The 25,535-nt window shown below is 74.4% G+C and carries 17 protein-coding genes; 10 read left to right on the plus strand and 7 right to left on the minus strand.

Annotated elements, in window-relative coordinates:
• The first annotated feature begins 110 nt into the window (after positions 1-110).
• The 3 genes from ACIQUT_RS15010 to ACIQUT_RS15020 all read left to right on the plus strand — a co-directional run bounded on the left by ACIQUT_RS15010 (position 111) and on the right by ACIQUT_RS15020 (position 7,583).
• Positions 111-1,616 carry a hypothetical protein gene (locus tag ACIQUT_RS15010; RefSeq protein WP_403563114.1) on the plus strand — a complete coding sequence of 502 codons (1,506 nt, stop codon included), beginning with the start codon at positions 111-113 and terminating at the stop codon, positions 1,614-1,616.
• Positions 1,617-1,926: 310 nt separating this feature from the next.
• Complete coding sequence (locus tag ACIQUT_RS15015) at positions 1,927-2,826, plus strand: hypothetical protein (RefSeq protein WP_403563116.1); 900 nt, start codon at positions 1,927-1,929, stop codon at positions 2,824-2,826.
• 80 nt (positions 2,827-2,906) lie between these two features.
• Positions 2,907-7,583 (plus strand): hypothetical protein, encoded by a 4,677-nt coding sequence (locus ACIQUT_RS15020; protein WP_403563118.1) that lies wholly within the window; start codon positions 2,907-2,909, stop codon positions 7,581-7,583.
• A 145-nt stretch (positions 7,584-7,728) separates the two neighbouring features.
• Here ACIQUT_RS15020 and ACIQUT_RS15025 read toward each other — a convergent pair whose 3' ends face one another.
• Complete coding sequence (locus ACIQUT_RS15025; protein ID WP_403563120.1) at positions 7,729-8,232, minus strand: hypothetical protein; 504 nt, start codon at positions 8,230-8,232, stop codon at positions 7,729-7,731.
• A gap of 423 nt (positions 8,233-8,655) precedes the next feature.
• On the opposite strand from ACIQUT_RS15025, the gene ACIQUT_RS15030 reads away from it, so the two are divergent.
• The 4 genes from ACIQUT_RS15030 to ACIQUT_RS15045 are packed head-to-tail and all read left to right on the plus strand — an operon-like array spanning position 8,656 to position 13,048.
• The gene (locus tag ACIQUT_RS15030) at positions 8,656-11,526 is read left to right on the plus strand and encodes a nitrate- and nitrite sensing domain-containing protein (protein WP_403563122.1); all 2,871 of its coding nucleotides are present in this window, start codon (positions 8,656-8,658) and stop codon (positions 11,524-11,526) included.
• Positions 11,523-11,960 carry a roadblock/LC7 domain-containing protein gene (locus ACIQUT_RS15035; RefSeq protein ID WP_403563124.1) on the plus strand — a complete coding sequence of 146 codons (438 nt, stop codon included), beginning with the start codon at positions 11,523-11,525 and terminating at the stop codon, positions 11,958-11,960. The genes ACIQUT_RS15030 and ACIQUT_RS15035 overlap by 4 nt, the downstream gene beginning before the upstream one ends.
• A 10-nt stretch (positions 11,961-11,970) precedes the next feature.
• The gene (locus ACIQUT_RS15040; protein WP_403563126.1) at positions 11,971-12,441 is read left to right on the plus strand and encodes a DUF742 domain-containing protein; all 471 of its coding nucleotides are present in this window, start codon (positions 11,971-11,973) and stop codon (positions 12,439-12,441) included.
• Positions 12,422-13,048 (plus strand): GTP-binding protein, encoded by a 627-nt coding sequence (locus tag ACIQUT_RS15045; protein WP_403563128.1) that lies wholly within the window; start codon positions 12,422-12,424, stop codon positions 13,046-13,048. Before ACIQUT_RS15040 ends, ACIQUT_RS15045 begins: the two co-directional genes overlap by 20 nt.
• 266 nt (positions 13,049-13,314) lie before the next feature.
• Here the strand turns inward: ACIQUT_RS15045 and ACIQUT_RS15050 are convergent, their stop codons facing one another.
• Genes ACIQUT_RS15050 through ACIQUT_RS15060 form a run of 3 tightly spaced genes read right to left on the minus strand, consistent with a single transcriptional unit; the run spans position 13,315 to position 15,747 of the window.
• The gene (locus ACIQUT_RS15050; RefSeq protein ID WP_403563130.1) at positions 13,315-14,511 is read right to left on the minus strand and encodes a lipid-transfer protein; all 1,197 of its coding nucleotides are present in this window, start codon (positions 14,509-14,511) and stop codon (positions 13,315-13,317) included.
• Positions 14,508-15,026: a Zn-ribbon domain-containing OB-fold protein gene (locus ACIQUT_RS15055; RefSeq protein ID WP_403563132.1), complete on the minus strand. Its 519-nt coding sequence runs from the start codon at positions 15,024-15,026 to the stop codon at positions 14,508-14,510. The genes ACIQUT_RS15050 and ACIQUT_RS15055 overlap by 4 nt, the downstream gene beginning before the upstream one ends.
• A gap of 37 nt (positions 15,027-15,063) precedes the next feature.
• Positions 15,064-15,747 (minus strand): M15 family metallopeptidase, encoded by a 684-nt coding sequence (locus ACIQUT_RS15060; protein ID WP_403563134.1) that lies wholly within the window; start codon positions 15,745-15,747, stop codon positions 15,064-15,066.
• A 29-nt stretch (positions 15,748-15,776) separates the two neighbouring features.
• On the opposite strand from ACIQUT_RS15060, the gene ACIQUT_RS15065 reads away from it, so the two are divergent.
• The gene (locus ACIQUT_RS15065; protein ID WP_403563136.1) at positions 15,777-16,286 is read left to right on the plus strand and encodes an NUDIX domain-containing protein; all 510 of its coding nucleotides are present in this window, start codon (positions 15,777-15,779) and stop codon (positions 16,284-16,286) included.
• 445 nt (positions 16,287-16,731) lie between these two features.
• On the opposite strand, the gene ACIQUT_RS15070 is transcribed toward ACIQUT_RS15065, so the two are convergent.
• Positions 16,732-19,329, minus strand: coding sequence for a glycoside hydrolase family 31 protein (locus ACIQUT_RS15070; RefSeq protein WP_403563138.1), 2,598 nt, complete (start codon positions 19,327-19,329; stop codon positions 16,732-16,734).
• Positions 19,330-19,544: 215 nt separating this feature from the next.
• Between ACIQUT_RS15070 and ACIQUT_RS15075 the strand changes: the two genes are divergently transcribed.
• Complete coding sequence (locus ACIQUT_RS15075) at positions 19,545-21,527, plus strand: acetoacetate--CoA ligase (RefSeq protein ID WP_403563140.1); 1,983 nt, start codon at positions 19,545-19,547, stop codon at positions 21,525-21,527.
• A gap of 62 nt (positions 21,528-21,589) precedes the next feature.
• Positions 21,590-22,558: a hypothetical protein gene (locus tag ACIQUT_RS15080; protein ID WP_403563141.1), complete on the plus strand. Its 969-nt coding sequence runs from the start codon at positions 21,590-21,592 to the stop codon at positions 22,556-22,558.
• 85 nt (positions 22,559-22,643) lie between these two features.
• On the opposite strand, the gene ptsP is transcribed toward ACIQUT_RS15080, so the two are convergent.
• Together ptsP and ACIQUT_RS15090 are read right to left on the minus strand one after the other, a co-directional pair.
• The gene (ptsP, locus tag ACIQUT_RS15085; RefSeq protein ID WP_403563143.1) at positions 22,644-24,314 is read right to left on the minus strand and encodes a phosphoenolpyruvate--protein phosphotransferase; all 1,671 of its coding nucleotides are present in this window, start codon (positions 24,312-24,314) and stop codon (positions 22,644-22,646) included.
• A 77-nt stretch (positions 24,315-24,391) separates the two neighbouring features.
• The gene (locus tag ACIQUT_RS15090; protein WP_403563145.1) at positions 24,392-24,841 is read right to left on the minus strand and encodes a PTS glucose transporter subunit IIA; all 450 of its coding nucleotides are present in this window, start codon (positions 24,839-24,841) and stop codon (positions 24,392-24,394) included.
• Positions 24,842-25,535: the final 694 nt, after the last annotated feature.

Here is a 25,535-nt window from a genome sequence, read left to right on the forward strand (position 1 = left end):
CCGCGGCCGACTTCGCCACGGCCGCTCGGAACAGCGCCCGAGGACGGGAACCGATCAGGCCGAACCATGCCGTTTGGGCTGTTGTCCCTGTCAGCGCCTAATCTTTGTCCGTGACTCTCCCTGCCCCGGCGAAGACCCTTCCGTCCCCGGCGCCGGGCCCGGCCGCCGACGAGGGCCTGGCCCGGCGGCTGCGCGCGCTCGCCTGCACCGCCCCGCTCCACGACCTCGACGTACGCAAGGCCAACCTCGCCGGCGAGTACGGGATCTACGCGATGGCCGAAGTGGCCCTCGCCGCGATCGACCTGGTCACACTCCACATGGACTTCGACACCGGCGCCGACCACGACCAGATAGTGGCCCGGCTGCTCCCGCGCGTCGCCGCCCAGGCCCCCGACCGCCCCGCGGCCGAGCACGAGCGCGTGGCCCGCTGGGTCCTCGAAAACCTGATCAACGTCGGCAGCGTCGACCGCGGCTTCCGCGCGATCTACGGCACCTTCGGCCCCGACGGCGTCTACGTCCGCCGCGACTACGACTTCAAACTGCTCGAGGAAGTCCCCGGCTACGGCGGCGCCGTCTACCTGCGCACCACCGACGAAGCCGTCAACGTCCTCGTCGGCGCCCTCGACACCGACGTCACCAGCGCCCAGATCGCCGCCGAGGTCAAGCTGGAGGTCCTCGTCAGCCGCGGCCGGCTCGCGGACGCCCAGCTCGCCGCCGAGCAGGCCCGCTACCGCACCGTCCAGTACGCCGAGACCCTGCGCCGCACCCTGGAGGCGACCCGGCGCAACGTCCGCGCCGTCGACTGGCTGCAGTCCGTACCCGACATGATCGAGGAGGCCCTCGACCACGTCGCCGACCGCTACCGGCACGAGAACGCCATCCTGACGAACATCCGCAAGGTCCGCGACGAGGCCGAGGAGCCGGAGAACAAGCGGCGCGCCGCCGAACTCGTCGACATCGTCAAGGACTGCATCCGCCGCCACACCCAGCTCCAGTCGCGGCTGCTCGAAGCCGGCCCGCTGTTCCGCGCCGAACAGGACCGGCAGGCCTTCGCCGCCCCCGCGCCGCGCTCCGGGATCGACCTGTACGGGCAGCTCGTGGCCCCGCTGCTGCCGCTCCCCGTCGCCGAGGCGACCCGCGTCACCGACGCCTTCTTCGCCTCCGGCACCGGCCTGCGCACCCCCGCCTCCGTACGCGTCGCCGACCTGGTCGACATCCTGCTCACCCCGCCCGTCGAACGGGAGCACCTCGGCGCCGAGATGCCCGAGCCGGACCTCATCGCCACCCCCGACGACAGCCGCTTCAGCGAGGAGCAGCTCGCCGCCGCGATGGAACTCCTGGACCTGCCGCACGACGCCCCGCGCCGGCTGTCCGGCCTGCTCGCCGAGGCCCGCCGCACCGACCCGGACCTGCCCTACCTGGTGGCCCTGCTCGCCGTCCACGCCGCGAGCCCGGCCGTCGGAACGGCGTACCGGCAGGGCGAGGAGCGGCTCCTGTTCGCGGTGGACGACGGCACCGAGCTCGACGACCCCGAGTTCGGCGGCGCCGACCTGATCGTCGGCACCGCCCTCCTCGACGCGGCGGCGATGACCGCGGACCGCACGGAGGCCGCATGACCCCCCGAGCCGGCCTCCGGCCCCGCACGGCCACCCGGCCCCGCACGGCCACCCGGCCCCGCACGGCCACCCGGCCCCGCACGGGCACCCGGCCCCGCACGGCCGCCCGGCCCCGCACGGGCATTCGGTCCCGCACGGGCACCCGGTCCCGCGCGGCCACCTGGCGCGCCGGCCTCCGGTGCCGTCCCGGTACCCCGTTCCGCGCCGGCCCCCCGGCCGCCGCCCCGCATCCCCCGCGGCCGTACGCCGCCGACCAGGGCGCCCCGCGCGCCCGCACCACCAGCACCGCACCCCACGAGAGGCAGTACCCGTGACCGACCACCACGCCGAGCACCCCGCGTGGAGCGAGGCCGACGCCCCGACGGCGCCGTCCGCCCCGGCCGGCTCACACCTGACCCCCGCCGACGCCGCCGACGCGGCCCGGCTCGTCGCCTTCGGACTCCAGCCCAAGCTGCAGCCCGCCCGCGACGCCGAATACGCCGAACTGCTGCGCCGCTACCGCGAGGACCCCGCCTTCGGCCGCCTCGCCGACGCCGTCGCCACCGGCCTCGGGCTCATCGTCCTGGAGGTGTCCCCGCGCGCCGGCATGGCCGTCGCCGCCGACGAGGACTCCGTGTTCGCCGTTCGCATGGGTGACTACGCGCGCCGCACCACCGCCGACTCCGGCGACCGGTTCCTGCACGGCCTCGCCCACCTCGCCCTCGCCGCCCTTGCCTTCCCCCGCCCCGAGGACCTCGCCGACGACGGCTACATCGGCCGCGTCACCGTCAACGGCGTCGACGCCTTCGTCCGCCAGGCCTGCCGCCGCCTGGAGGAGCGGGCCGAGGAGACCGGCGAGAACACCGACCCGGCCACCGACGCCCCCGGCCTGGAGGCCGCCTGGCGCGTCTACGCCCGCCGCAGCGCCACCGGCGCCACCAAGGACGCCCGCCGCCTCGCCGGCTCCACCACCGGTATCGTCGGCAAGGCCGCCGCCTTCCTCACCGACTCCGGGTTCCTCCAGCGCACCGGCGACGACGCCGGCGGCACCTACCGCACCACCCCCCGCTACCAGCTCCAGGTCCGCGACATGGCGGGCAGCGCGGCCATGGCCGAGCTCCTGGAACTCGGCGTGGTCCCCGTCAGCGACGGCACCGCCAGCCTCCTCCCGCCGCCCGAGGGCGACGACCTGGAGCTCGCCCCCGACGCCGGCCTGCCCTTCCACGCCTGAGCCCCGCGCTCGCCCGGGCCCCGCGCCCCACCCACCGCACATCCCGTACCACCCACCAGACACCACGAGAGCCCGCCGCCATGTACGAGCTGTCCCGGATCCGCCTCTACTCCATCGGGCCCGCCGGCGCACGCTACGCCGACACCGTGCTCGACCTTCGCGGAGTCGGCGCCCCCGTACCCCACCCGGCGCCCACCCAGGCGGAGTTCTTCGAGGACGAGCCCGTCGGCCCGCCGCGCCGCCCCGCCCCCGCCGGCGTGCTCTTCCTGGAGAACGGCGGCGGCAAGTCCGTCCTGCTCAAGCTGATCTTCTCGGTGATGCTGCCCGGCCACCGCAACACCCTCGGCGGCGCCAGCTCCGGCGTGCTGCGCAAGTTCCTGCTCGCCGACGACTGCGGCCACGTCGCCCTGGAATGGCAGCACACCCTGACCGGCGAATGCGTCGTCGTCGGCAAGGTCAGCGAATGGCGCGGCCGCCAGGTCTCCAACGACCCCCGCAAGTTCGCCGAGGCCTGGTACTCCTTCCGGCCCGGCCCCGGCCTCAGCCTCGACAACCTGCCGGTCGCCGAGTCCACCGCCGTCCGCCCGCCCGTCGAAGGCGCCTCCGGAGCCCAGGGCCGCCGCCGCACCATGAAGGGCTTCCGCGACACCCTCACCGAGGCCGGCAAGGCGTACCCGCACCTCGAGGTGTACTTCGAGGAGATCCACGACCGCTGGAACGAGCACCTCACCGAACTCGGCCTCGACCCCGAACTCTTCCGCTACCAGCGCGAGATGAACGCCGACGAGGGCGAGGCCGCAGGCCTCTTCGCGGTCAAGAAGGACTCCGACTTCACCGACCTCCTGCTGCGCGCCGTCACCGACACCCGCGACACCGACGGCCTCGCCGACCTCGTCCACGGCTTCGGCAACAAGCTCGGCCGCCGCGCCGAGCTCATGGCCGAACGGGACTTCACCGCCGGCTCCGTGGACCTCCTCACCAAGATCGTCGAGGCTGCGGAGACCCGCTCCCGGCTCCGCGACATCCACGCCGGAGCCGAGCGCCGCACCCGCACCCTCGCCCGGCGGCTGTCCGCGCGCGCCGCCGGGGAACGCGGCCGCGCCGCCGACCTCGCCCAGCGCGTCACCGGCGCCGCCCACGCCGTCACCGCCGCCGAGGCCTCCCGCGACCGCAGCGCCGCCATCGCCGCCGAACTCGCCTACCGGCACGCCTCGCTGGCCCTGACCGTCGCCGACAAGGCCGCCACCGCCCAGCGCCGCGAACTCCTGGAGGCCCGCACCCTGCACGCCGCCTGGCAGGCCGCCGAGACCGTGCTGCGCCACCGCGCCGCCGCCGACCGCTCCGCCCGCGTCGCCGCCGCCATCCTGGAGGCCGAGCGGGACGCCGCCCCGGCCCTCGCCGCCCGTGCCTCGGCCGCCGCCGCCCTCGTACGGGCCCTGCACACCGCCGCCGAGCAGGGCGAGAACGTGGCCAACGAGGAGGAGGAGCGCTCCGCCGCGCTCCAGGCCGCCGCCGAGGCCGCCCACCGCGACGCCACTTCCGCCGCCACCGCGGCCCAGCGCGCCCGCAGCGAGGCCGAGCACCTGCGGGCCCGGCTCGCCGAGGTCCAGCAGGAGACCGCCGAGGCCGTCCGCGCCGGCTGGCTCGACGACTCCGCGCCCGACGCCGACCCGGCCCGCGCCGCCCTCGCCGCCAGCGATGCCGAAACCGTCGCCGTCGCCGCCTGGGACGAGGCCCGCGACGCCGCCCGGGAGGCCGCCGACGCCGCCCGGGAGGCCGCCGCCGCGGAATCCCGCGCCGAACTCACCGCGGCCCGCGCCGCCGACGCCGCCGACGCCGCCGAGGCCGCCCACGCCGCCGAACAGCTCGCCGCCGCCTCCCTCGCCGAGTCCCCCCGCCTCGCCGAACTCCTCGGCCTCCCCGCCGCCGCCCGGCCCGCCGTCCCCCGCCCGCGCGGCGCCGACGGCGCCCCGGCCGCCACGGCCGACATCGCCCCGGCCCACGACCCGGCCGCCGGCGGGCTCTCCGCCGCCGACCTCGACCGGAACGCCGAGGACCTCCGCACCCTCCTCGGCGACGCCGTCGCCTCCGCCGAACGCCAGCTCTTCGACCTGCGCACCGCCGCCGCCGACGACGCCCGCATCATCGGCGCCCTCGGCGACGGCGGCCTCCTCCCGCCCGGCCCCGACGTCCTCGCGACCGTCGAATTCCTCGGCGAGCACGGCATCCCCGCCCTGCCCGGCTGGCGCTACCTCGCCCAGTCCGTCGACCCCGCCGACCACGCCGCCGTCCTCGCGGCCCGCCCCGAGCTCGTCGACGGCGTCATCATCACCGACCCCGACACCCACTCCCGGGCCCGCGAGGTCCTCGGCGGCGCCGCCCTGCTGCCCCGCTCCACCGTCGCCGTCGGCACGGCCGCGGCCCTCCTCGCGCCCGTCCCCCCGGCCGGCGCCGGCCCGGACGGCGGCGCCTCCGGCATCTTCATCGTCCCGCCGAACCCGGCCATGCACGACGAGCACGCCGCCGACGAGGAACGCCAGGCCCTGCGCGCCCGCGCCACCGCCCGCGACACCGAGATCCGCGACCTCGCCGCCCGCCTCGCCGGCGACCGGGAACTCGCCGCCCGGCTCGCCTCCTGGCGCACCGGCTGCCCGCCCGGCCGCCTCACCGAACTCGCCGAGCAGGCCACGGCCGCCCGCACCTTCGCCGAGGAGACCGACGCCGAACTCGCCGAGGCCCGCACCGCCCGAGCCGAGGCCGAGGAGGTCTCCGCCGACGCCGCCCGCGTCCGCGACGAGCGCCAGGACGCCGCCCAGCGCGCCCGCCGCGCCGCCGACGCCCTCGCCGGCCTGGCCTTCCGCCTGCGCGAGCGCGCCGGCTGGCAGGCGAAGGCCCGCGAGCTCGCCGACGAGGCCGCCGAATGCGAGGCCCGCGCCGAGATCTGCCTCGACCGGGCCCGCGCCGCCGACGAGGACCGCCGCGCCGCCCAGCGCGCCGCCGACGACGCCCGCCGCACCGCCCGCGCCCTGCGCGCCGAACGCGCCGAGATCGCCGGCGCCCCCGAAACCCTCCCGGACGACGGGAACACCGCCCAGGACGGCCACCGCCCCCTGCCCGACCTCCGCGAGGCCTACCGGGCCGCCTCCCAGCTCTACGAGAAGGTCGGCGTCGGCGCCGACCTGCGCGCCGAACAGGCCCGCGCCGAGAGCGACGAGAGCGCCGCCCTCGCCGAACTCGACCGGCTCACCAACAAGGTCCGCACCCGCGCCGCCCAGCTCCTCGAAGGCACCGACGGCGCCGACGGCCCCTCCCGCCAGGCGGCCGCCGCCCGCGCCGAGGCCCTCGTCCAGATGCTGGAGAGCCGCGCCTCCGCGGCCAGCGAGCAGCTCGGCCGGCTCCGCGGCGAGGCCGAACGCCACGCCCCGGCCGACGGCGAGGCCCACACCGACCTGCCCGAGGAGATGGTCCCCGGGGACGCCGAGCAGGCCCAGATCCTGCTGCGGACCGCCACCGCCCAGCTCGCCGCCCACACCGCCGCCGTGGAAACGGCCCGGGCCGCCCACGCCGACCTGCTGCGCGCCCACCGCGCCGCCGAGGACGGCGCCGGCGGCTTCGACGAGACCGCCGCCCTCCTGCGGGACCTGCTGCGCGACCACACCCCGCACGACGACGAGCAGGAGCCCACCGCGCACCCCGGCACCCTGGAGGAGGCCCGGCAGTCCGCGGCCGAGACCCGCCGCTCCCTGCGCGCCGCGGCCGCCGAGCTCTCCGCCGCCGAGGCCGCCGTACGCGAGGCGAGCGACATCCTCGTCCGGCATGCCAACGCCACCCGCTACGAGCAGGTACGCACCCCCGCGCGCCAGCAGATCCGCGAACTGCCCGCCTCCGCCCTGCCCGAGCACGCCGCGGCCTGGGCGACCGCCTTCGCGCCCCGCCTGCGCGTCCTCACCGACGAGCTCGCCCAGCTGGAACGCAACCGCGACAGCATCGTCGACCGGCTCCGCGGACTGGTGGAGTCCGCCCTGGCCACGCTGCGCTCCGCCCAGCGGCTCTCCCGCCTCCCCGACGGCCTCGGCGAATGGTCGGGCCAGGAGTTCCTGCGCATCCGCTTCGAGGAACCCGACCAGGCCACCCTCACGGAACGCCTGGGCGAGGTCATCGACGACGCCACCCGCTCCGCGGTCAAGAAGAACGCCGCCTTCGGCGAGGGCCGCCGCGACGGCATGTCCCTGCTGCTCCGCGGAGTCCAGGCGGCCCTGGAACCCAAGGGCATCGCGGTGGAGATCCTCAAGCCGGACGCCGTGCTGCGCGCCGAGCGCGTCCCCGTCGGCCAGATGGGCGACGTCTTCTCCGGCGGCCAGCTGCTGACCGCCGCGATCGCGCTCTACTGCACCATGGCCGCCCTGCGCAGCAACGACCGCGGCCGCGACAAGCACCGCCACGCCGGCACGCTGTTCCTCGACAACCCCATCGGCCGCGCCAACGCCACGTACCTGCTGGAACTCCAGCGGGCCGTCTCCGACGCGCTCGGCGTCCAGCTGCTGTACACCACGGGCCTGTTCGACACCACGGCCCTGGCCGAGTTCCCGCTGGTCATCCGCCTGCGCAACGACGCCGACCTGCGGGCCGGGCTGAAGTACATCAGCGTCGAGGAGCACCTGCGCCCCGGCCTGCCCCAGCCGTCCGCCGAGGGCGAGACGATCCACGGCGAGATCACGGCGACCCGCATGTTCCGCCGCACCGCCGCGGCCGGCTGACCGGCCGCGCCCCCGCCCGCCGGCCGGCCCGTCCGGCCCGCGGGCGGCACCGCCCCCGTCAGCCGCCCGGCCGTGCCGGGGCGGTCTGCCGTGCCGGGCCGGCCGGTACGGCCGGGCCCTTCCGCCGCCGCGGCCGGGCTCCGGCTCAGCCCCGGCCGGTCGCCCCGTAGCGGGAGTCCGCGGCCGCGGACGGCCACGCCGACGCCGACGGCCTGCCGTTCCGCGGTATTCGCCCGGCCGACCGGGCCTCCCGCCGGGCCCGGCGGGCCTGGCGCCGCGATCCCCGCGCCGTGCTGCTCGGCTCCGACAGGACGCCGTACCGCTGGTTCCACATCTGCCGGGTGATCAGCACGTCCAGCACGGACCACGTCGCCACCACGGTCCCGGCTATCGACACGAGCGCCATCGGGAAGGCCAGCCAGGAGCCGGTCAGCGTGAGGAAGAAGGTGATCGTCGCCCCGGTCAGCGTGACGGCCACGATCAGCACCGCCCGCACCGCCGACTCCCGCACCGGATCCGGCAGCCGCCGCCGCCCGACCGGCTCCTCCTGCCACAGCGACGGCCTCGGCCCACCCGGGCCCGCGCCCCCCGCCGTCTCCGCGCCGGCATCCGATCCCGCTGCCGCGCCCGTGCCCTCGTAGAACCCCATGGCCCGCGCCCTCCCCTCCGCACTGCCGGTGATGTCTACCCGGCAGCCCCCGGCCGAACGACCTGCGCCCGACGAATCCCCTCGAACAGGTAGACGTACGGCGACGCCGAGAGATTCCCGCATCGCGGTACTTTCCCCCACTCCGCCGACCCCCACCCGCACCCTCCGAGTCCGCCGGAACGAAGAGTTCCAGCCATCCGTCCCATCGGTGGGACCGAGGCCCCACGAAGTGTCATGTGCCACATAACGGGCCGCACTTGACCGGAAGTATCGGACAACTCCTGATCTTCACCGGGGCGTCCGGCCGAAAACGTCCGGACACGCCTTCGAAGCCTTCGCACTGCAGTAGTAGGCTCACGCCGTTTGAACGACGGAACACCAATCCCCTGACCGGGGGTTGAGCTGGGGGAGGCTGGGGAGGCCATGCGGCTTCGCGGGAAGTCCATCCGCCGGAAGATCGTGGCGCTGCTGCTCGTGCCGCTCGTCTCCCTCACCGCGCTCTGGGGCTTCTCCACCGTCGTCACCGGCCGGGAGGCCCTCCAACTCCTCGACGTCGCCTACGTCATCGACAAGGTCGGCTACCCCATCGAGGACGTCGTCCGCGTCCTGCAGAAGGAACGCCGCCAGACCCTCGTCGTCATCGGCGACCCACGCGCCTCCGCCGCCACCGCCGAACTCGCCAAGCGGCGCGCCGCCACCGACGAACTCGTCGACCGCATCAGCAAGAACGCCAAGGACCCCGAGGTCGCCGAGGAACTCGCACCCGCGGCCGCCCAGCGGCTGGGCTCCATCCTCGACGCCTTCCACGGCATCGGCACCCTGCGCCGCTCCGTCGACCAGAACACCCTCGACCCCAACCAGGCGCTCGAGCTCTACAGCCGCCTCGTCGACCCCTGCTACGACTTCCTCATGAACCTCCACGCCCTGGAGAACGTGGAGATGGACAAGCAGGGCCGCGCCCTCGTCGGCATCACCCGGGCCCGCGAGACGCTCTCCCGCGAGGACGCCGTCATCGCCTCCGCCCTCGCCGCCCGCAACGTCGGCACCACCGACCTCCGGCACGTCTCGGACTTCGCCGCCAACCGCAACCTGCTCTACGGCTTCAACCTCGCCATCCTCCCCGCCGCCGACCGGGAGACATTCGAGCAGTACTGGAACGGCCCCCAGACCAAGCCGCTGCGCGACGCCGAGGAGCGGTTCCTCGCCGGCGGCGCCGGAAAGAACCCGCGCAGCCTCACCCCCGCCCAGTGGGACGAGGCCGCGAACAAGGTCCTCGACGACCTCGCCACCATGGGCACGGCCGCGGGCGACCGCTACCAGAAGCGCGTCGAACCCGTCGCCATGGCCGTCCTCCTCCAGGCGGCCGTCGCCGGCATCCTCGGCTTCCTCGCCCTCCTCGTCTCCGTGATCCTCTCCGTGCGCATCGGCCGCGACCTCGTCCGCGACCTGTCCCGGCTCCGCAAGGAGGCCCACGAGGTCTCCGGCGTCCGCCTGCCCGCCGTCATGCGCCGCCTCGCCGGCGGCGAACACGTCGACGTCGAGACCGAGGCCCCCCGCCTCGAATACGAGAAGGACGAGGTCGGCCAGGTCGGCGCGGCCCTCAACACCCTCCAGCGCGCCGCCGTCGAGGCCGCCGTCAAGCAGGCCGAGCTCCGCAAGGGCGTCTCCGAGGTCTTCGTCAACCTCGCCCGCCGCAACCAGGTGCTCCTGCACCGCCAGCTCACCCTGCTCGACACCATGGAACGGCGCACCGAGGACGCCGACGAGCTCGCCGACCTCTTCCGCCTCGACCACATGACCACCCGCATGCGCCGCCACGCCGAGGGCCTCGTGATCCTCTCCGGCGCCGCCCCCTCCCGCCAGTGGCGCAAGCCCGTCCAGCTCATGGACGTCGTACGCGCCGCCGTCGCCGAGGTCGAGGACTACGAGCGCATCGAGGTACGCCGCCTGCCGCGCCTCGGCATCACCGGCCCCGCCGTCGCCGACGTCACCCACCTCGTCGCCGAACTCCTCGAGAACGCCACCGTCTTCTCGCCCCCGCACACCGCCGTCCAGGTCCACGGCGAGCATGTCGCCAACGGCTTCACCCTGGAGATCCACGACCGCGGCCTCGGCATGAACCCCGAGGCCATGCTCGATGCGAACCTCCGGCTCGCCGAAACCCCCGAGTTCGAGCTCTCCGACACCGACCGCCTCGGCCTGTTCGTCGTCAGCCGCCTCGCCCAGCGCCACGGCATCAAGGTCGTCCTCCAGCCCAGCCCGTACGGGGGAACCACCGCCGTGGTCTTCCTCCCCGCCGCCCTGCTCACCGACGCCCCCGACACCAACGGCACCGGCCTCCGGATCGGCGACGGCAAGCACGGCAGGCCCGGCTCCGCGCCCGGCACCGGCGCCAAGCGGCCCGCCCGCACCGCCCCGACGGCCCTGCGGCACACCCCCGCCGCCGGCCGCCCCCTGCGCTCCGGCGACAGCCGCCGCCCGGTCGAACTGGAAGCCCCCCTCGGCGCACTCGGCCTCGACGGCCTCGACGACCCCGCCGCCCTCGACGAGATGACCACCGGCATCAGCGGACCGGTCGGCGCAGGCGGCCGCCCCGCCATGGCCACCCTCGACGACGAGACCCCGCCCAACGGCACCCCGCGCAGCGCCCTGCTGGGGCTGCGCCCCGCCGACCGGGCCCACCCCGACCGCAGGCCGGCCCGGGACCGCGACCGCGAGCGGGAGCCGCTGGCCCCCACCGGCCCGGTCCGGCTGGACAGCCACCGCTCCGACGCGCTGCGCGGCTCCCGCCCCGACGGCGCCCGGAACTCCGGCCCCGTACAGCTGCCGCGCCGCCGCCCCACCCCGACGCTCGTCGCCGAACACGGCCGCCGCGTGGAGCCCCGTCCGGTCTCCGCGGTCCCGCAGGCCCCGCAGCCCGCGGGCGGGCCCGAGCCGGCCCCCGGGCAGGCCGCCCCCGGGCAGGCCGCACCCGGGCAGGCCGCTCCCGGGCAGGTCACGGGCCCCGGCGGGCTGCCCAAGCGCGTCCGCCAGGCCAGCCTGGCGCCCCAGCTGAAGAAGAGGAGCGCGGGCGCGGCACCCGCCGAACCCGCCGCGGACCCGGTGGCCGACCGGGACGCCGAGGAAGTCCGCTCGCGCATGTCCGCACTCCAGCGGGGCTGGACGGCAGGCCGCAAACAGCAGTCACAGCAGGCTCAGCAGGCACAGCAGCAGTCCGAGGCCGGGACGGGCACCAGCGCCACCACCGGTCCCGCGCACCAGAGCGAGAACGAGAACGAGGGGGACGGTCGATGACCGCACCGCAGACCGGCAACGACACCCGGAGCCGCGGCTCCGGTCAGCTCAACTGGTTGCTCGACGAACTCGTCGACCGGGTCGGCAGCATCCGCAAGGCAGTGATCCTCTCCGGGGACGGCCTGCCCACCGGCAGCTCCAAGGACCTGACCCGCGAGGACAGCGAGCACCTGGCCGCCGTGGCCTCCGGCTTCCACAGCCTGGCCAAGGGCGTCGGCCGCCACTTCGAATCCGGCAGCGTCCGCCAGACCGTGGTCGAACTGGACGAGGCCTTCCTCTTCGTCATGGCCGCCGGCGAGGGCAGCTGCCTGGCCGTGCTCTCCGACGCCGACTCCGACGTGGGGCAGGTCGCGTACGAGATGACCTTGATGGTCAAGCGGGTGGGCGACCACCTGGCGACCGCGCCGCGCTCCGGGCTGCCAGCCGGGGGGTGAAACGGACGGTATGAGTGATCCAGGCCAGGACCACCGGGACCACCGGAACTACCGGGACCAGCCGAACCACGCGGACCCCGGCGCGGGCGCCGCACCGGACCCCGCCCACCCCCACTGGTTCGACGACGACGCCGGTCCCGTCGTCCGCCCGTACGCGATGACACGCGGCCGGACCAGCCACGCCTCCCGGCACCGGCTCGACCTGATCGCGCTCGTCGTCGCCGAACCGGCGGCCGACGACCCGGTCTGGGAGATGAGCCTGTCCCCGGAGCACGCCCACATCCTCGACCTGTGCCGCGAGCGGCCGCAGTCGGTCGCCGAACTCGCGGCCGAACTCGACCTCGCGGTCGGGGTCGTACGGGTCCTGATCGGGGACCTGGCCGACGAGGAAGTGGTCCACGTGACCCGGCCGGTACCGCCGGCCGAACTCCCCGACGAATCCATTCTGCGTGAGGTGATCGATGGCCTTCGGGCGCTCTAGCCGCACCGGTGCCATGCACGCCGTGTCCCCGGTCGAGCCGCTGACCCTGAAGATCCTCGTCGCGGGCGGCTTCGGGGTCGGCAAGACCACCATGGTCGGAGCCGTCAGCGAGATCAGACCGCTCCGCACCGAGGAGGACCTCTCCGAGCCCGGCATCGGCATCGACGACACCGGGGGAGTGGAGAGCAAGAGCACCACCACCGTGGCCATGGACTTCGGGCGCATCACCCTGCGCGAGGACCTGGTCCTGTACCTGTTCGGCACCCCCGGACAGGACCGCTTCTGGTTCCTCTGGGACGAACTGGCCCAGGGGGCCCTCGGCGCGGTGGTCCTCGCCGACACCCGCCGGCTCGCCGACTGCTTCGCGGCCGTCGACTACTTCGAACGCCGCGGGATCCCGTTCACGGTCGCCGTGAACTGCTTCGACGGCGCCGAACGCCACCCGGTGGTGTCCGTACGCGAGGCACTCGACCTCGACCCCGGGGTGCCGGTGCTGCTGTGCGACGCGCGCGACCGGGAATCCGTCAAGGACGTCCTCGTCGGGGTCGTGGAACACGCGATGTCCCTGGCCCGCGCCCGCCGCCGGAGCCTGCCCGCGGGCACCTGAGCACCGGGCCCGGGACCGCCCGCCCGCCGCGCACGGAGGCGGCCCGTACCCCCGCCGACTGGGGTACGGGCCGCAGCTCTCATGGGGGGTTCAGGGGTCGGTTGCGGATTCCGCGCGCGAGACCGTGGAGCGAGTGTGAACCCGCTGCCCGAGGTCGTCAAGCACGAGGACCACACTCATTTCCGCCGACCTTCCGCTGACCGGCCACCGACGTTCCGCCGACGTTCCGCCGCCCGGCAGCAGGCACCGTACGGCGACGGCCGTCGTCACCGGACGCCGACGACCGCCGACCCGTGGCCGAACAGCCCCTGGTTCGCGGTGATCCCCACCCGTGCCCCCGGCACCTGCCGCTCCCCGGCCGTACCGCGCAACTGCCACGTCAGCTCGCACACCTGCGCGATCGCCTGTGCCGGCACCGCCTCCCCGAAGGAGGCCAGCCCGCCACTGGAATTGACGGGCACCCGCCCGCCGAGCGCGGTCACCCCCTTGCGCAGCAGCGCCGCCCCCTCGCCCTCCCCGCACAGGCCGATGTCCTCGTACCACTGCAGCTCCAGCGCGGTGGACAGGTCGTACACCTCGGCCAGCGAGAGGTCCTCCGGCCCGATCCCGGCCTCCTCGTACGCGGCCCGGGCGATGGACGCCCGGAAGGAGCCCGGCGCCGGCGCCGCGCCCGTCACCGAGTCCGTGGCGATGTCCGGAAGGTCCAGCACCGTACGCGGATACACCGGCGTCACCGTCGACACCGCCCGGATCCGCACCGGGTCCGCCACCCCGCGCGCCCGTGCGAAGTCCATGCTGCTCAACACCAGCGCCGCGCCCCCGTCCGAGGTCGCGCAGATGTCGAGCAGCCGCAGCGGATCGGCGACCACGGCCGACGCCGCGACCTCCCCGGCCGTCACCGCCTTGCGGTAGCGGGCGAGGGGGTTGAGTGCCCCGGCCGCCGCGTTCTTCACCTTGACCCGGCCGAAGTCCTCCGGCGTGTCCCCGTACAGGGCCATCCGGCGGCGGGCGTACAACGCGAAATAGGCCGGGTTCGTGGCGCCCAGCAGCCGGAACCGCAGCCAGTCCGGATCGTCCGGCCGGTCCCCGCCCGCAGGGGCGAAGAACCCCTTGGGCGCCGCGTCGGCCCCCACCACCAGCACGACGTCGGCCAGACCCGCCAGGATCTGCGCCCGGGCCGCACCGATGGCCTGGGCTCCCGACGCGCACGCCGCGTACACGCTGGTCACCCGCGCCCCCTGCCAGCCCAGCGCCTGGGCGAAGGTCGCGCCCGCGACATAGCCCGGGTACCCGGAGCGCACCGTGTCCGCCCCGACGACGGACTGCACGTCGGTCCAGTCCAGCCCGGCGTCGGCGAGCGCGGCCCGCGCGGCCACCCGCCCGTAGGCGACGAAGCTGCGGCCCCACTTGCCCCACGGATGCATCCCGGCCCCGAGCACGGCGACGTCGCGGTACCCGCTCACGACGCACCCCCGGCTGCCTCGGGTGCGGGCACGGGCCGGAACCACCAGGTGGTCCATGCGCCGCCGGCATCGCCCGCATCGCCCGGATCGCCCGCGTCGCCCGCTTCACTGCCGGTCCCGTCGAGCACCCCGCCCACGACCTCGACCTCCATCCCGACCGCCAGATCGGCGACCGTGACCCCGGGCGCCGCCTGCCCGAGCACCACCATCCCTTCCGCCTCCAGCTCCACCGCGACCAGGGCGTACGGCTCCCAGGGCGCGTGCGGATCCGACACGTACGGTGCGGGCGGCCGGTAGCGCCCGTCGGTGTACGACCACACCCGCCCCCGCGGCGACAGCGGCACCTCGGCCAGGGTGCCGTCGCCCGGGCAGCGGGGGTTGCGGCAGTACGCGTCCTCACGCGGGAAGAACACCGCGGTGCAGGCGGAGCACCGGGTGCCGAGCAGCCGGAAGCCGCCCTCCGCGCCGGCGTCGGTGAACCACCCGTCCACGACGGGTGTAGGTGTGCGTTCCAAGACCCCTCCCGAGCAGCGCGACTGATCTGACGAGCCGTCAGAAGTCTGCCATGCGGCGCACGGAACGGACAGCGACCGGAAAGTCGAAGTAAGTGCCGCGAAACGCCTCGGGCTTGAAGGTGTGGTGCCACCACTCCTCGGGCAGGTTCACGAACCCCTCCGCCGCCAGCACCCGCTTGAGCAGCTGCCGATTGGCCCGCGCGGCGGCCGGGACCCGCGGGTCATCGGTGTGCGAGAGCGGATCGAACAGGTCGAAAGGCGTCCCCATGTCCACGGGACGCCGCAGCGGCAGCCGCACCAGCGCCACGTCCACCGTGCTCCCACGACTGTGCCCGGACTTCTCGGCGATGTACCCGTCCGGGATCAGCCGCGCCTTGTCGACCCGCGGATAGAACTCCGCCTTCGTCCCCTGGTCGCCCGGATCCCCGGCCCACCGCACGAACAGGTCCACGGCCCGCTGCGGCCGGTAGCAGTCGTACACCAGCAGCGAGTACCCCCGCGCCAGCAGCACCCGCTGGGCCCTCCGCAACGCCTCGGCCGCCGACCGGGCCAGCAGGCACACCGGCTCCTCGTAGCCGTCGACGACGCGTCCCGTGAAGTTGCGCGGGGTGGCGTACCGCATGTCCTGGACGATCGTCGGATCCACCTCCGCCAGCACCACGAAACCCGGCGCGCCCGACCCTCCGGCCAGCACCACCACACACCCTGCAACCACCGCCATCCGCATGCCCCTTCGCATACCATCGCGGGATGCCGCCCCACCTGAAAGACTCGCACTGCTCCACCTGCGGAGCCCTGTTCGACACCGCCGACTGGCCCCGCGCGTGCGGTGCCTGCGGTGCCGTCACCTACCGCAATCCGCTCCCGGTGGCGGTCGCCCTGCTGCCCGTCGAGGACGCGTCCGGCACCGGCCTGCTGGTCATCACCCGCACCATCGAACCGGCCCTGGGCGGGATCGCCCTCCCGGGCGGCTTCGTGGACTTCGGCGAGGACTGGCGCGAGGCGGTCGTCCGCGAACTGCGCGAGGAGACCAACGTCCACGCCCGGCGCGAGGAAGTCGCCCTCGCCGACACCATGAGCTCCCCGGGCGGCCACCTCCTCGTCTTCGGCCTCCTCCCGCCCCGCCCGGCGAAGTCCCTGCCACCGTCGATACCCACGGCCGAAACCACGGGCTGGCACATCCTCCGCACCCCCACGGACCTGGCCTTCCCCCTCCACACCCGAGCGGCAAAGGCATGGTTCGCGGGCGAGTACGCCTGAGGGGCCGGGCGGGGGCCGGGCGGAGGCTGCGGCGAGCAGAATGCAGGCGGGGCGGGGGAGAACTCCGCAACGCAGAGCACAGCCGACGCAACGCACCCCCCCCGGATACTCCTCCGACCCCGGGTGCGGGCATCCCACCCACCGCCACCGCCACCGCCACCGCCACCGCGACCGGCTCCGGCCACGCCGTCAGACGGGCGGTGAGCCGGCCCAGTACCGCCAACGGTTTGACGAGCAGCACCCCGTGCAGGAAGCCCACCGCCACGGCCACCACCGACCCGACCCCGTGGCGTACGGCCTCACAGGGCTCGCCGGCCTCGCCAAGACCATGACCAACCAACCCCCTGATCGAACCGCTCCGCCCGCTCCGCCCGCTCCGCCCGCTCCGCCCGCTCCGCCCGCTGCGCGGCCGGTTCGCCGCGCTCGGGCAGGTTCCCCCGAGGACCTACAGCGGACCTACACCGTCCACGGAGTCGGGCCCGTATCCGAGAGCACCGGCAGCATCCGTACGTGCAACAACGTCCGCGTCCGTATGCCCGCCTCCCCGACTCGCAGTCTCGCCCCCACCCTCACTCCCCCCAATCCCCCGCACCACAACGCCCTCAATCCGCCCCCCGCCCTCGTCCTCCACCACCACCGCATCCCCCACCCACCGCACCGTGTACCGCTCCGCCTCGCCCGGGTCGAAGCCCGGCCCGGTGTCCCGGATCAGCACCCCGCCCCCGGTGCGTCCCCGCGCCGGAGCCCACGCCTCCAGGGTCACGCCGTCCCCCTCGCCCTCCGGTCCGCGGACCGGGAGCACGGTTCCCGCCCGGGCCAGCACCGGGATCCGGTCGGCCGGGGCGTCGAGCAGGATCTGGCCCGGGCCCTCGTACGCCGTCCCGGTCGCGGTGTCGTACCAGCGCCCCCGCGGCAGCCGGACGGCCCGCCGGTTCGCCCCGGGCTCCAGCACCGGCGCCACCAGCAGGGCGTCGCCCAGCAGGAAGGCGTCCTCGCAGTCCCGCAGCGCCCGGTCCTCCGGTGCCCCCCACCACAGCGGCCGCACGTACGGCGCCCCGGTCCGCCGTGCCAGCTGGGCCAGCGTCAGGAAGTACGGCCGCAGCCGCTCCCGCTCCGCCAGTGCGGCCCCCGCATGCCGCTCCACTTCGGGCCCGAACTCCCACGGCTCCCGCCGCCCCGCCCAGATCGCCGAGTGGGTTCGGAACAGCGGCAGGTACGCGCCCAGCTGCAGCCACCGCAGGTACAGCTCCGGCGACGGTGAACCGCCGAACCCGCCGACGTCCGGGCCCGAGTACGGCACCCCGCACAAGCCCAGCCCGAGCACCAGCGCGAGCGAGGCCCGCAGCCCCTCCCAGCCGGTCTCCACGTCCCCCGACCAGGTGCCCCCGTACCGCTGCATGCCCGCCCACCCGGACCGGGAGAACAGGAACGGCCGCTCGGCGGGCCGCAGCCGGACCAGGCCCTCCCACCCGGCCCGGGCCATGCCCAGCGCGTACACGTTGTGCGCGGACCGGTGGTCCCCGCCGGCCCCTTCCATGTGGTGCCGGGCCGACCTGGGCAGCGTCGCGTCCCCGAAGGGGGCGAAGGAAACCGGCTCGTTCATGTCGTGCCACACCCCGGAGAACCCCTGGGCCAGCCGCTCCGCGTACAGCCCGCCCCACCACTCGCGCACCGCCGGGTCCGTGAAGTCCGGGTATGCGCATTCGCCCGGCCAGACCTCGCCCCGCACCTCCTCGCCCCGGGCGTCCCGTACGAACGCCCCGGCCGGCCCCACCGCCCGGCCGGCGGTGTGTACCGGGTCGCCGGTCTTGACCGCCGGGTCGACGATCGACACGAGCCGTACGCCCTGCTCCCGCAGCTCCCGTGCCAGCCCGGGCAGATCCGGGAACCGCTCGCCGTCCACGGTGAACACCCGGTGCTGCGCGTAGTGGTCGATGTCCAGGTGTACGGCCGACAGCGCGAGCCCGCGCGCCCGGTAGCCGGACACGACCCGCCGCACCTCCTCCGCGCTCCCGAAGCCCCAGCGCGCGTGCTGGTAGCCCAGCGCCCAGGCGGGCGGAACCGCGGGGGCGCCGGTCAGTGCCGACCAGCTCTGCAGGACCCGCGCCGGCGGCCCCACCAGCACCCAGCACCGCAGCGGCCCGCCGTCCATGCGCAGCTCGCACGCGCCCGGCCGGTCGGGACCCGAGCCGGCGCCCTCCCGGCCCTCCCGGAGCACCACACGCCCGTCCCAGGGGTTGTCGTGGAACACCAGGTGCGTTCCCGCGTCCGCGACCACCATCTGTACGGGCATGGTGATGTAGAGGGGGTCGTCGCCGGGCCCGAAGCCGCCCTTGGGGTCGGTGTTCCACAGCCGGTACGCGCCGTCGCGCAGCCGCGGCCCCGCGGCGCGCCCGCCGAGCCCGAAGAACCGGGCGTCCGCGGGCACCTCGGCCCGCACAGCCCAACGCGCCCCGCCCTCGGCCCCACCGGCACCAGGCACACCACCTGCACCCTCGGTACCACCTGAACCCTCACCAGCACCCGCACCTCCAGCACCACCCGCACCCCCCATACGAGCAGCACCCCCCGCCCCCACCCCCGCCGGCTCCCACCACCGCGGCGGCAGCTCCCGGCGCAGCACCACCCCGCCCGGCGTGCGCACCTCCACCGCCCCGTGCCGGGACACCGCCACCGTCACCCGCTCCGACACCACCCGCCAGCCGCCGCCGGTGTCCGGCTCCAGCACCGCCCGCGGGTCGGGCTCCGGCCCGTCGCCCACCACGGCGTACGACGGCGTCGCCCCGGCCCCGTCCCAGCTCCAGAACACGATCCCGCCCGCCGCGATCCGTACGAGCAGCTCCGAACGGGCGAACCGCAGCAGCCCGCCGCCCGGCCTCGGCTCCGCACCCGTCAGCAGCCCCGGCACGCGCGCCCGCTCCGGGCCCCGGCGGGGGAGGCCCACCGCGTCCGCGCGCCGGTGGCGCAGCGCCGAACGCCATGCGCGCCGCCCGCGCTCCGTACCGATCTCTTTCACCGCACGCACCAGATCGCGACCGTTCATGCTGCTCACCCTGCCACCGGCCGCCGACCGCGCGGGGTGCGTTCAACTTCCGTTCACCCGTCCATCCGCCTCCCCGGCACCTCTGGTGCGGAGGTAGATCACATGGCATCGTCCCTGTGTGCCGCCGCGCGCACACCCGCCGCGCGATGGCACCGTACGCACATCCCGCGCGCACCCCGCGCAAGCCGCAGACTGACCTGACCGGGAGCCGACCCATGACCTCGACCACCCAGCCGGAACCCCTCTGGTCCCCGGGGCCCGACCGGATCGCCGGGGCCCGTATCACCGCCTTCCAGGCCTGGGCCGCCGAGCACCACGGCGCCCCCGCGGACGGCGGCTACCTCGCGCTGCACGCCTGGTCGGTCGCCGAGCTCGACACCTTCTGGCGGGCCGTCGCCGAATGGTTCGACGTACGGTTCACCACCCCGTACGCCTCCGTCCTCGCCGACCGCTCCATGCCGGGGGCGCGCTGGTTCACCGGCGCCACCCTCAACTACGCCGAGCACGCGCTGCGTGCCGCCGAGGACCCGGCGCGCGCCGAGGACGCCGCCCTGCTGTACGTCGACGAGACCCAGGAGACCACCCCCATCACCTGGGCCGAGCTCCGCGGCCAGGTCGGCGCGCTCGCCGCCGAGCTGCGCGCCCTCGGCGTACGCCCCGGCGACCGGGTCAGCGGCTACCTCCCCAACATCCCCGAGGCCGTCGTCGCGCTCCTCGCGACCGCCGCCGTCGGCGGCGTGTGGACCTCCTGCGCCCCCGACTTCGGCGCCCGGAGCGTCCTCGACCGCTTCCAGCAGGTCGAGCCGGTCGTCCTGTTCACCGTCGACGGCTACCGCTACGGCGGCAAGGAGCACGACCGCCGCGACACCGTCGCCGAGCTCCGCGCGGACCTGCCCTCGCTGCGCGCCGTCGTCCACATCCCGCTGCTCGGTACGCCCACCCCCGACGGCGCCCTGGCCTGGGCGGACCTGACCTCCGCCCGCACCGAGCCGGTCTTCGAGCCGGTCCCCTTCGACCACCCGCTGTGGGTGCTGTACTCCTCCGGCACCACCGGCCTGCCCAAGGCGATCGTGCAGTCGCAGGGCGGCATCCTCCTGGAGCACCTCAAGCAGCTGGGCCTGCACTGCGACCTCGGGCCGGAGGACCGGTTCTTCTGGTACACCTCTACCGGCTGGATGATGTGGAACTTCCTCGTCTCCGGCCTGCTCACCGGTACCACCGTCGTCCTGTACGACGGCAGCCCCGGCTACCCCGACACGGGAGCCCAGTGGCGCATCGCCGAGCGGACCCGGGCCACCCTGTACGGAACCTCGGCCGCCTACGTCATGGCCTGCCGCAAGGCCGGCGTCCACCCCTCGCGGGACTACGACCTGTCCGCCGTGAAGTGCGTGGCGACCACCGGCTCGCCGCTGCCGCCCGACGGCTTCCGCTGGCTGCACGACGAGGTCGCCGAGGACCTCTGGATCGCCTCCGTCAGCGGCGGCACGGACGTCTGCAGCTGCTTCGCCGGCGCCGTCCCCACCCTCCCCGTCCACATCGGCGAGCTCCAGGCCGCCTGCCTGGGCACGGACCTGCAGTCGTGGGACCCGTCCGGCAAGCCGCTCACCGGGGAGGTCGGCGAGCTCGTCGTCGCCAACCCCATGCCGTCCATGCCGATCTACTTCTGGAACGACCCGGACGGCAGCCGCTACCGCGACAGCTACTTCGAGATGTTCCCCGGCGTCTGGCGGCACGGTGACTGGATCACCCTCACCGACCGCGGCTCGGTGGTCATCCACGGCCGCTCCGACTCCACCCTCAACCGCCAGGGCGTCCGGATGGGCTCCGCCGACATCTACGAGGCCGTCGAACGCCTCCCCGAGATCAAGGAATCCCTGGTCATCGGCCTGGAGGAACCGAACGGCGGCTACTGGATGCCGCTCTTCGTGCACCTCGCGCCCGGCGCCACCCTCGACGACGACCTGCGCGGCCGCATCAAGGCCACGATCCGCGAGGAGCTCTCCCCGCGGCACGTGCCCGACGAGGTCATCGAGGTGCCGGCCATCCCGCACACCCTCACCGGCAAGCGCATCGAGGTCCCGGTCAAGCGCCTGCTCCAGGGCACGCCCATGGAGAAGGCCGTCAACCCGGGCTCCGTCGACAACCTGGACCTCCTGCACTTCTACGAGGAGCTCGCCCGCACCCGCAGCCGCTCCTGAGCCCGCTGTCAGTGGTCGTCGTTACTCTGAGTGAGCAATCGACTGCGCATTCAGGGGGAGCCATGTCCGCCATGCACCGCACCACCCGCGACACCACCGACCGCACCGGCCGCTCGGCCAAGCGCCGCATGCTGCGCCGCGAGATCCCCGGAACCGTCGGCCTCCTCGCCGACCCCGGGGATTTCGCGGCCATGCGCTGCTACCGCAGCTTCGCCTTCGACGACCACGAGGACTACCTGCGCCACGTCGACGACCTCCTCAGGTCCCTCGCCGCCCAGGGCATCCACACCACCGTGGCCCTCTTCGACCCCGAGGACTACGCCGAGTTCTGCGCCGAGCAGCACCTCGACCCGGACAGCGCCGCATCCCGCAGCCGCTTCACCGCCGAGCTCGCCGGAACCGGCCCCGGCCTCCCCTACACGGGCCGCCCCATCGACGAGATCGTCCCGCTCCTCATCGACGAGGCCGTCCGCCAGGCCACCTGGGAGTACGCCACCACCCTCCTCGCCGAACTCGGCACCTGCGCCGACTGCGGCGAGGACATCGGCCGCTCCTCCTTCGAACGGGCCGCCGACGCCCTCAGCCGCCTCGTCCAGGGAGCCGGACCGGGCCACCACCACCTCGTCTGCAGCATCCCCACCAAGGACCAGCAGCTCGTGGCGGTGCTCCACACCGAGACGCCCCCACGTCCGCCCGGGCAGCCACCCGCGGACGCCGGCCCGGCAGACCCGGACGGCACACCCCGGTTCGACGGCCGCGAGAGCCTCGACTTCGTGACCGTCCTCGCTGCCGGCCTCGCCCTCGGCGGCCCCGGCGGACTGGTGCTGCGCACCACCGGCGCGGGCCCCGGAGACCGCGTCCACGGATGGCGCCTCGACCGGGGCCGCCTGGTGCCGCTCTCCGCGGCGGCCGTTTTCAACGCGTACTGCACCGACGCCGACACCGGGGAGCCGGTGGCCCCGGAGCACGGCGTCGACTACTGCCCCGGATACGAGGTCGACGGCCCCGACCCGCACCACGGGCCGAGGTAGCCGACCGGGCCCGGGCAGAACGCCAGAGGGGCCTCCGCCACCGCGAAGGCCCCTCGACCGGCATCACACGTACGCCGCCGACCGGCTACTCGCCGGACAGCACCGCCTGAGCGGCCACCCGGGCCTCCTCGGCACTGTCCGCCGCACGCGCCGCGGCCGCGGCACGCTCGCACTGGGCCAGCGTGTGCTTGGCGAGCGCCGCCCGCACGTACGGGATGGAAGCGGCACCCATGGACAGGGAGGTGACACCCAGACCCGTCAGCACACACGCCAGCAGCGGATCGGAAGCAGCCTCACCGCAGACACCGCAGCTCTTGCCCTCCGCCCGGGCCGCCCCGGCAGCCATGGCGATCAGGTCGAGCAGCGCCGGCTGCCACGGGTCCTGGAGCCGCGACACCGCACCGACCTGCCGGTCGGCGGCAAAGGTGTACTGCGCCAGGTCATTGGTGCCCAGCGACAGGAACTCGACCTCCTGCAGGATCGAGCGCGCCCGCAGCGCGGCGGAGGGGATCTCCACCATCGCCCCGAACTTCGCCTGCAGCCCGGCCGCCCGGCACGCGTCGGCGAACGCCTTCGCGTCGGCCCGGTCGGCCACCATGGGCGCCATGACCTCCAGATGGACCGGCAGACCGTCGGCCGCCTTGGCCAGCGCGGCGAGCTGGGTCCGCAGCACCTCCGGGTGGTCCAGCAGGGTGCGCAGGCCGCGCACGCCCAGCGCCGGGTTCGGCTCGTCGGCCGGCGTCAGGAAGTCCAGCGGCTTGTCGGCGCCGGCGTCCAGGACACGGACGACGACCCGGCCCTCGGGGAAGGCTTCGAGCACCTTGCGGTAGGACTCGACCTGCTTCTCCTCGGACGGCGCCTTCTTGCTGTCGTCCAGGAACAGGAACTCGGTGCGGAACAGGCCCACGCCCTCCGCCCCGGCCTCGACGGCCGCCGGGACGTCCGCCGGCCCGCCGACATTGGCGAGCAGCGGCACCTTGTGCCCGTCGGACGTCGTACCCGGACCGGACGAGGCGGCCAGCGCGGCCTTCCGCTCGGCGGCCGCCGCCTCCAGCTCCGTCTTCTTCTCGTCGCTCGGCTCGACGAAGACCTCGCCCGTCGAACCGTCGACGGCGATCACGGTGCCCTCGGCGATCTCCCCGGCCCCCGGCAGCGCCACGACCGCGGGCACCCCCAGCGCCCGCGCGAGGATGGCACTGTGGCTGGTCGGGCCGCCCTCCTCGGTGACGAAGCCGAGGACCAGCGACGGGTCGAGCAGCGCCGTGTCGGCGGGCGCCAGGTCCCGCGCGATCAGCACGTACGGCTCGTTGCTGTCCGGCACACCCGGCATCGGCACACCCAGCAGGCGCGCGACGATGCGGTTGCGCACGTCGTCCAGGTCGGCCACCCGCCCGGCCATGTACTCCCCGGCCCCCGCGAGCAGGTCGCGGTAGGCGGCGAACGCGTCGTACACCCCGCGCTCGGCGGTGCTGCCGACGGCGATCCGCCGGTCGACGTCCGCCATGAGCTCCGGATCCTCAGCGATCATGGCCTGGGCTTCGAGCACGTGCTGTGCCTCGCCCCCGGCCAGCTGGCCGCGCGCGATCAGGTCGGCCGCAACGGCGCTCACGGCCTTGCGGGCGCGCCCCTGTTCGCGCTCCGCCTCGTCCGCGGTGATCTGCCTGGCCGGCGGCTCCAGAACCGCCGTGCCCATGTGCCGCACCTCGCCGATCGCCACACCGTGGCTCACGCCGACGCCTCGCAGCGTTGTCTCCATCTCACCCGTCTCCGATTGAGCGGCGGGCCCGGCCGCCGCGGTGGATCTCCGAACCGCCGGCACGCCCGGCGGATGAGTCAGGCCCAGCTGAAGAGCTGGTCGCCGGCTTTGACGTCGCCGTCCTCACGGACGTCGCCGAGGGAGTCGGCGGTGGCCTCCAGTGCCACGACGGGGCAGATCGGCGACTTGCCGGCCTCTTCGACGGCAGCGGGGTTCCAGCGGATGACGGCCTGGCCGCGGGTCACGGTGTCGCCCTTGTTGATGAGCAGCTCGAAGCCCTCGCCGTTGAGCTGGACGGTGTCGATCCCGAGGTGGGTGAGGACACCGTGTCCTTCGGCGTCGACGACGACGTACGCGTGCGGGTGCAGGGAGACGACCACACCGTCGACGGGGGACACCGCCTCCGAGGGCTCGCGGACGGGATCAATGGCGGTGCCCGGACCCACCATCGCGCCGGAGAACACCGGGTCGGGCACAGCGGCGAGTCCGATGGCGCGCCCGGCAAGTGGGGACGTCACGGTGGTCATGGGGCCTCCCAGGGGGATGGGGCTTCGTAGCGTCGCCGTCACTGTCTGTCCCGCGCGGCGCGCTTTTCGAAGGGTATGTCATGAGATGTCCGGGTTCGCGCGAAACGAACCTCCTGCTGAGGGCCGTGATGCGCTCCCGCGACAACGTAGTGGACTAGACCATACGCCTGAATCGATTTGCCTGTGAACCACCGGGCCTGTACTGTCGAGACTCCCGCCAGGACGTCCCACGTGAACTTCTCGCGAACGGACGATGGACGGGGAACCAACCCTTCAGCTTCTGATCTTGAGCTCATCGCTCTGTCGTTTTGTCATCCCGATGAACCGGCCGAGTTGCAGAGCACAGGAAAGAAACTGATAAGGTCGGAATCGCCGAAAGGGAAAACGCGAAAGCGAAGACCCGGAAAGCGAACGGAAAAGACTCTGATAGAGTCGGAAACGCAAGAACGAAAGCCCGGAGGAAAGCCCGAGAGGGTGAGTACAAAGGAAGCGTCCGTTCCTTGAGAACTCAACAGCGTGCCAAAAATCAACGCCAGAAGTTGATACCCCGTCCACTTCGGTGGATGAGGTTCCTTTGAAAAGACCTGCAGGGCTCTTCGGAGTGCTTGTAGGCAACAACACAGCGAGGACGCAGTGGTCAGTCGGTCATATTCCGACCATGGCTGACCCGCTCACCTGATGTTGCACCGGATTA

Origin of the sequence: Streptomyces sp. NPDC090445, assembly GCF_044769385.1 — a bacterium.
Classification (GTDB): Bacteria; Actinomycetota; Actinomycetes; order Streptomycetales; family Streptomycetaceae; genus Streptomyces.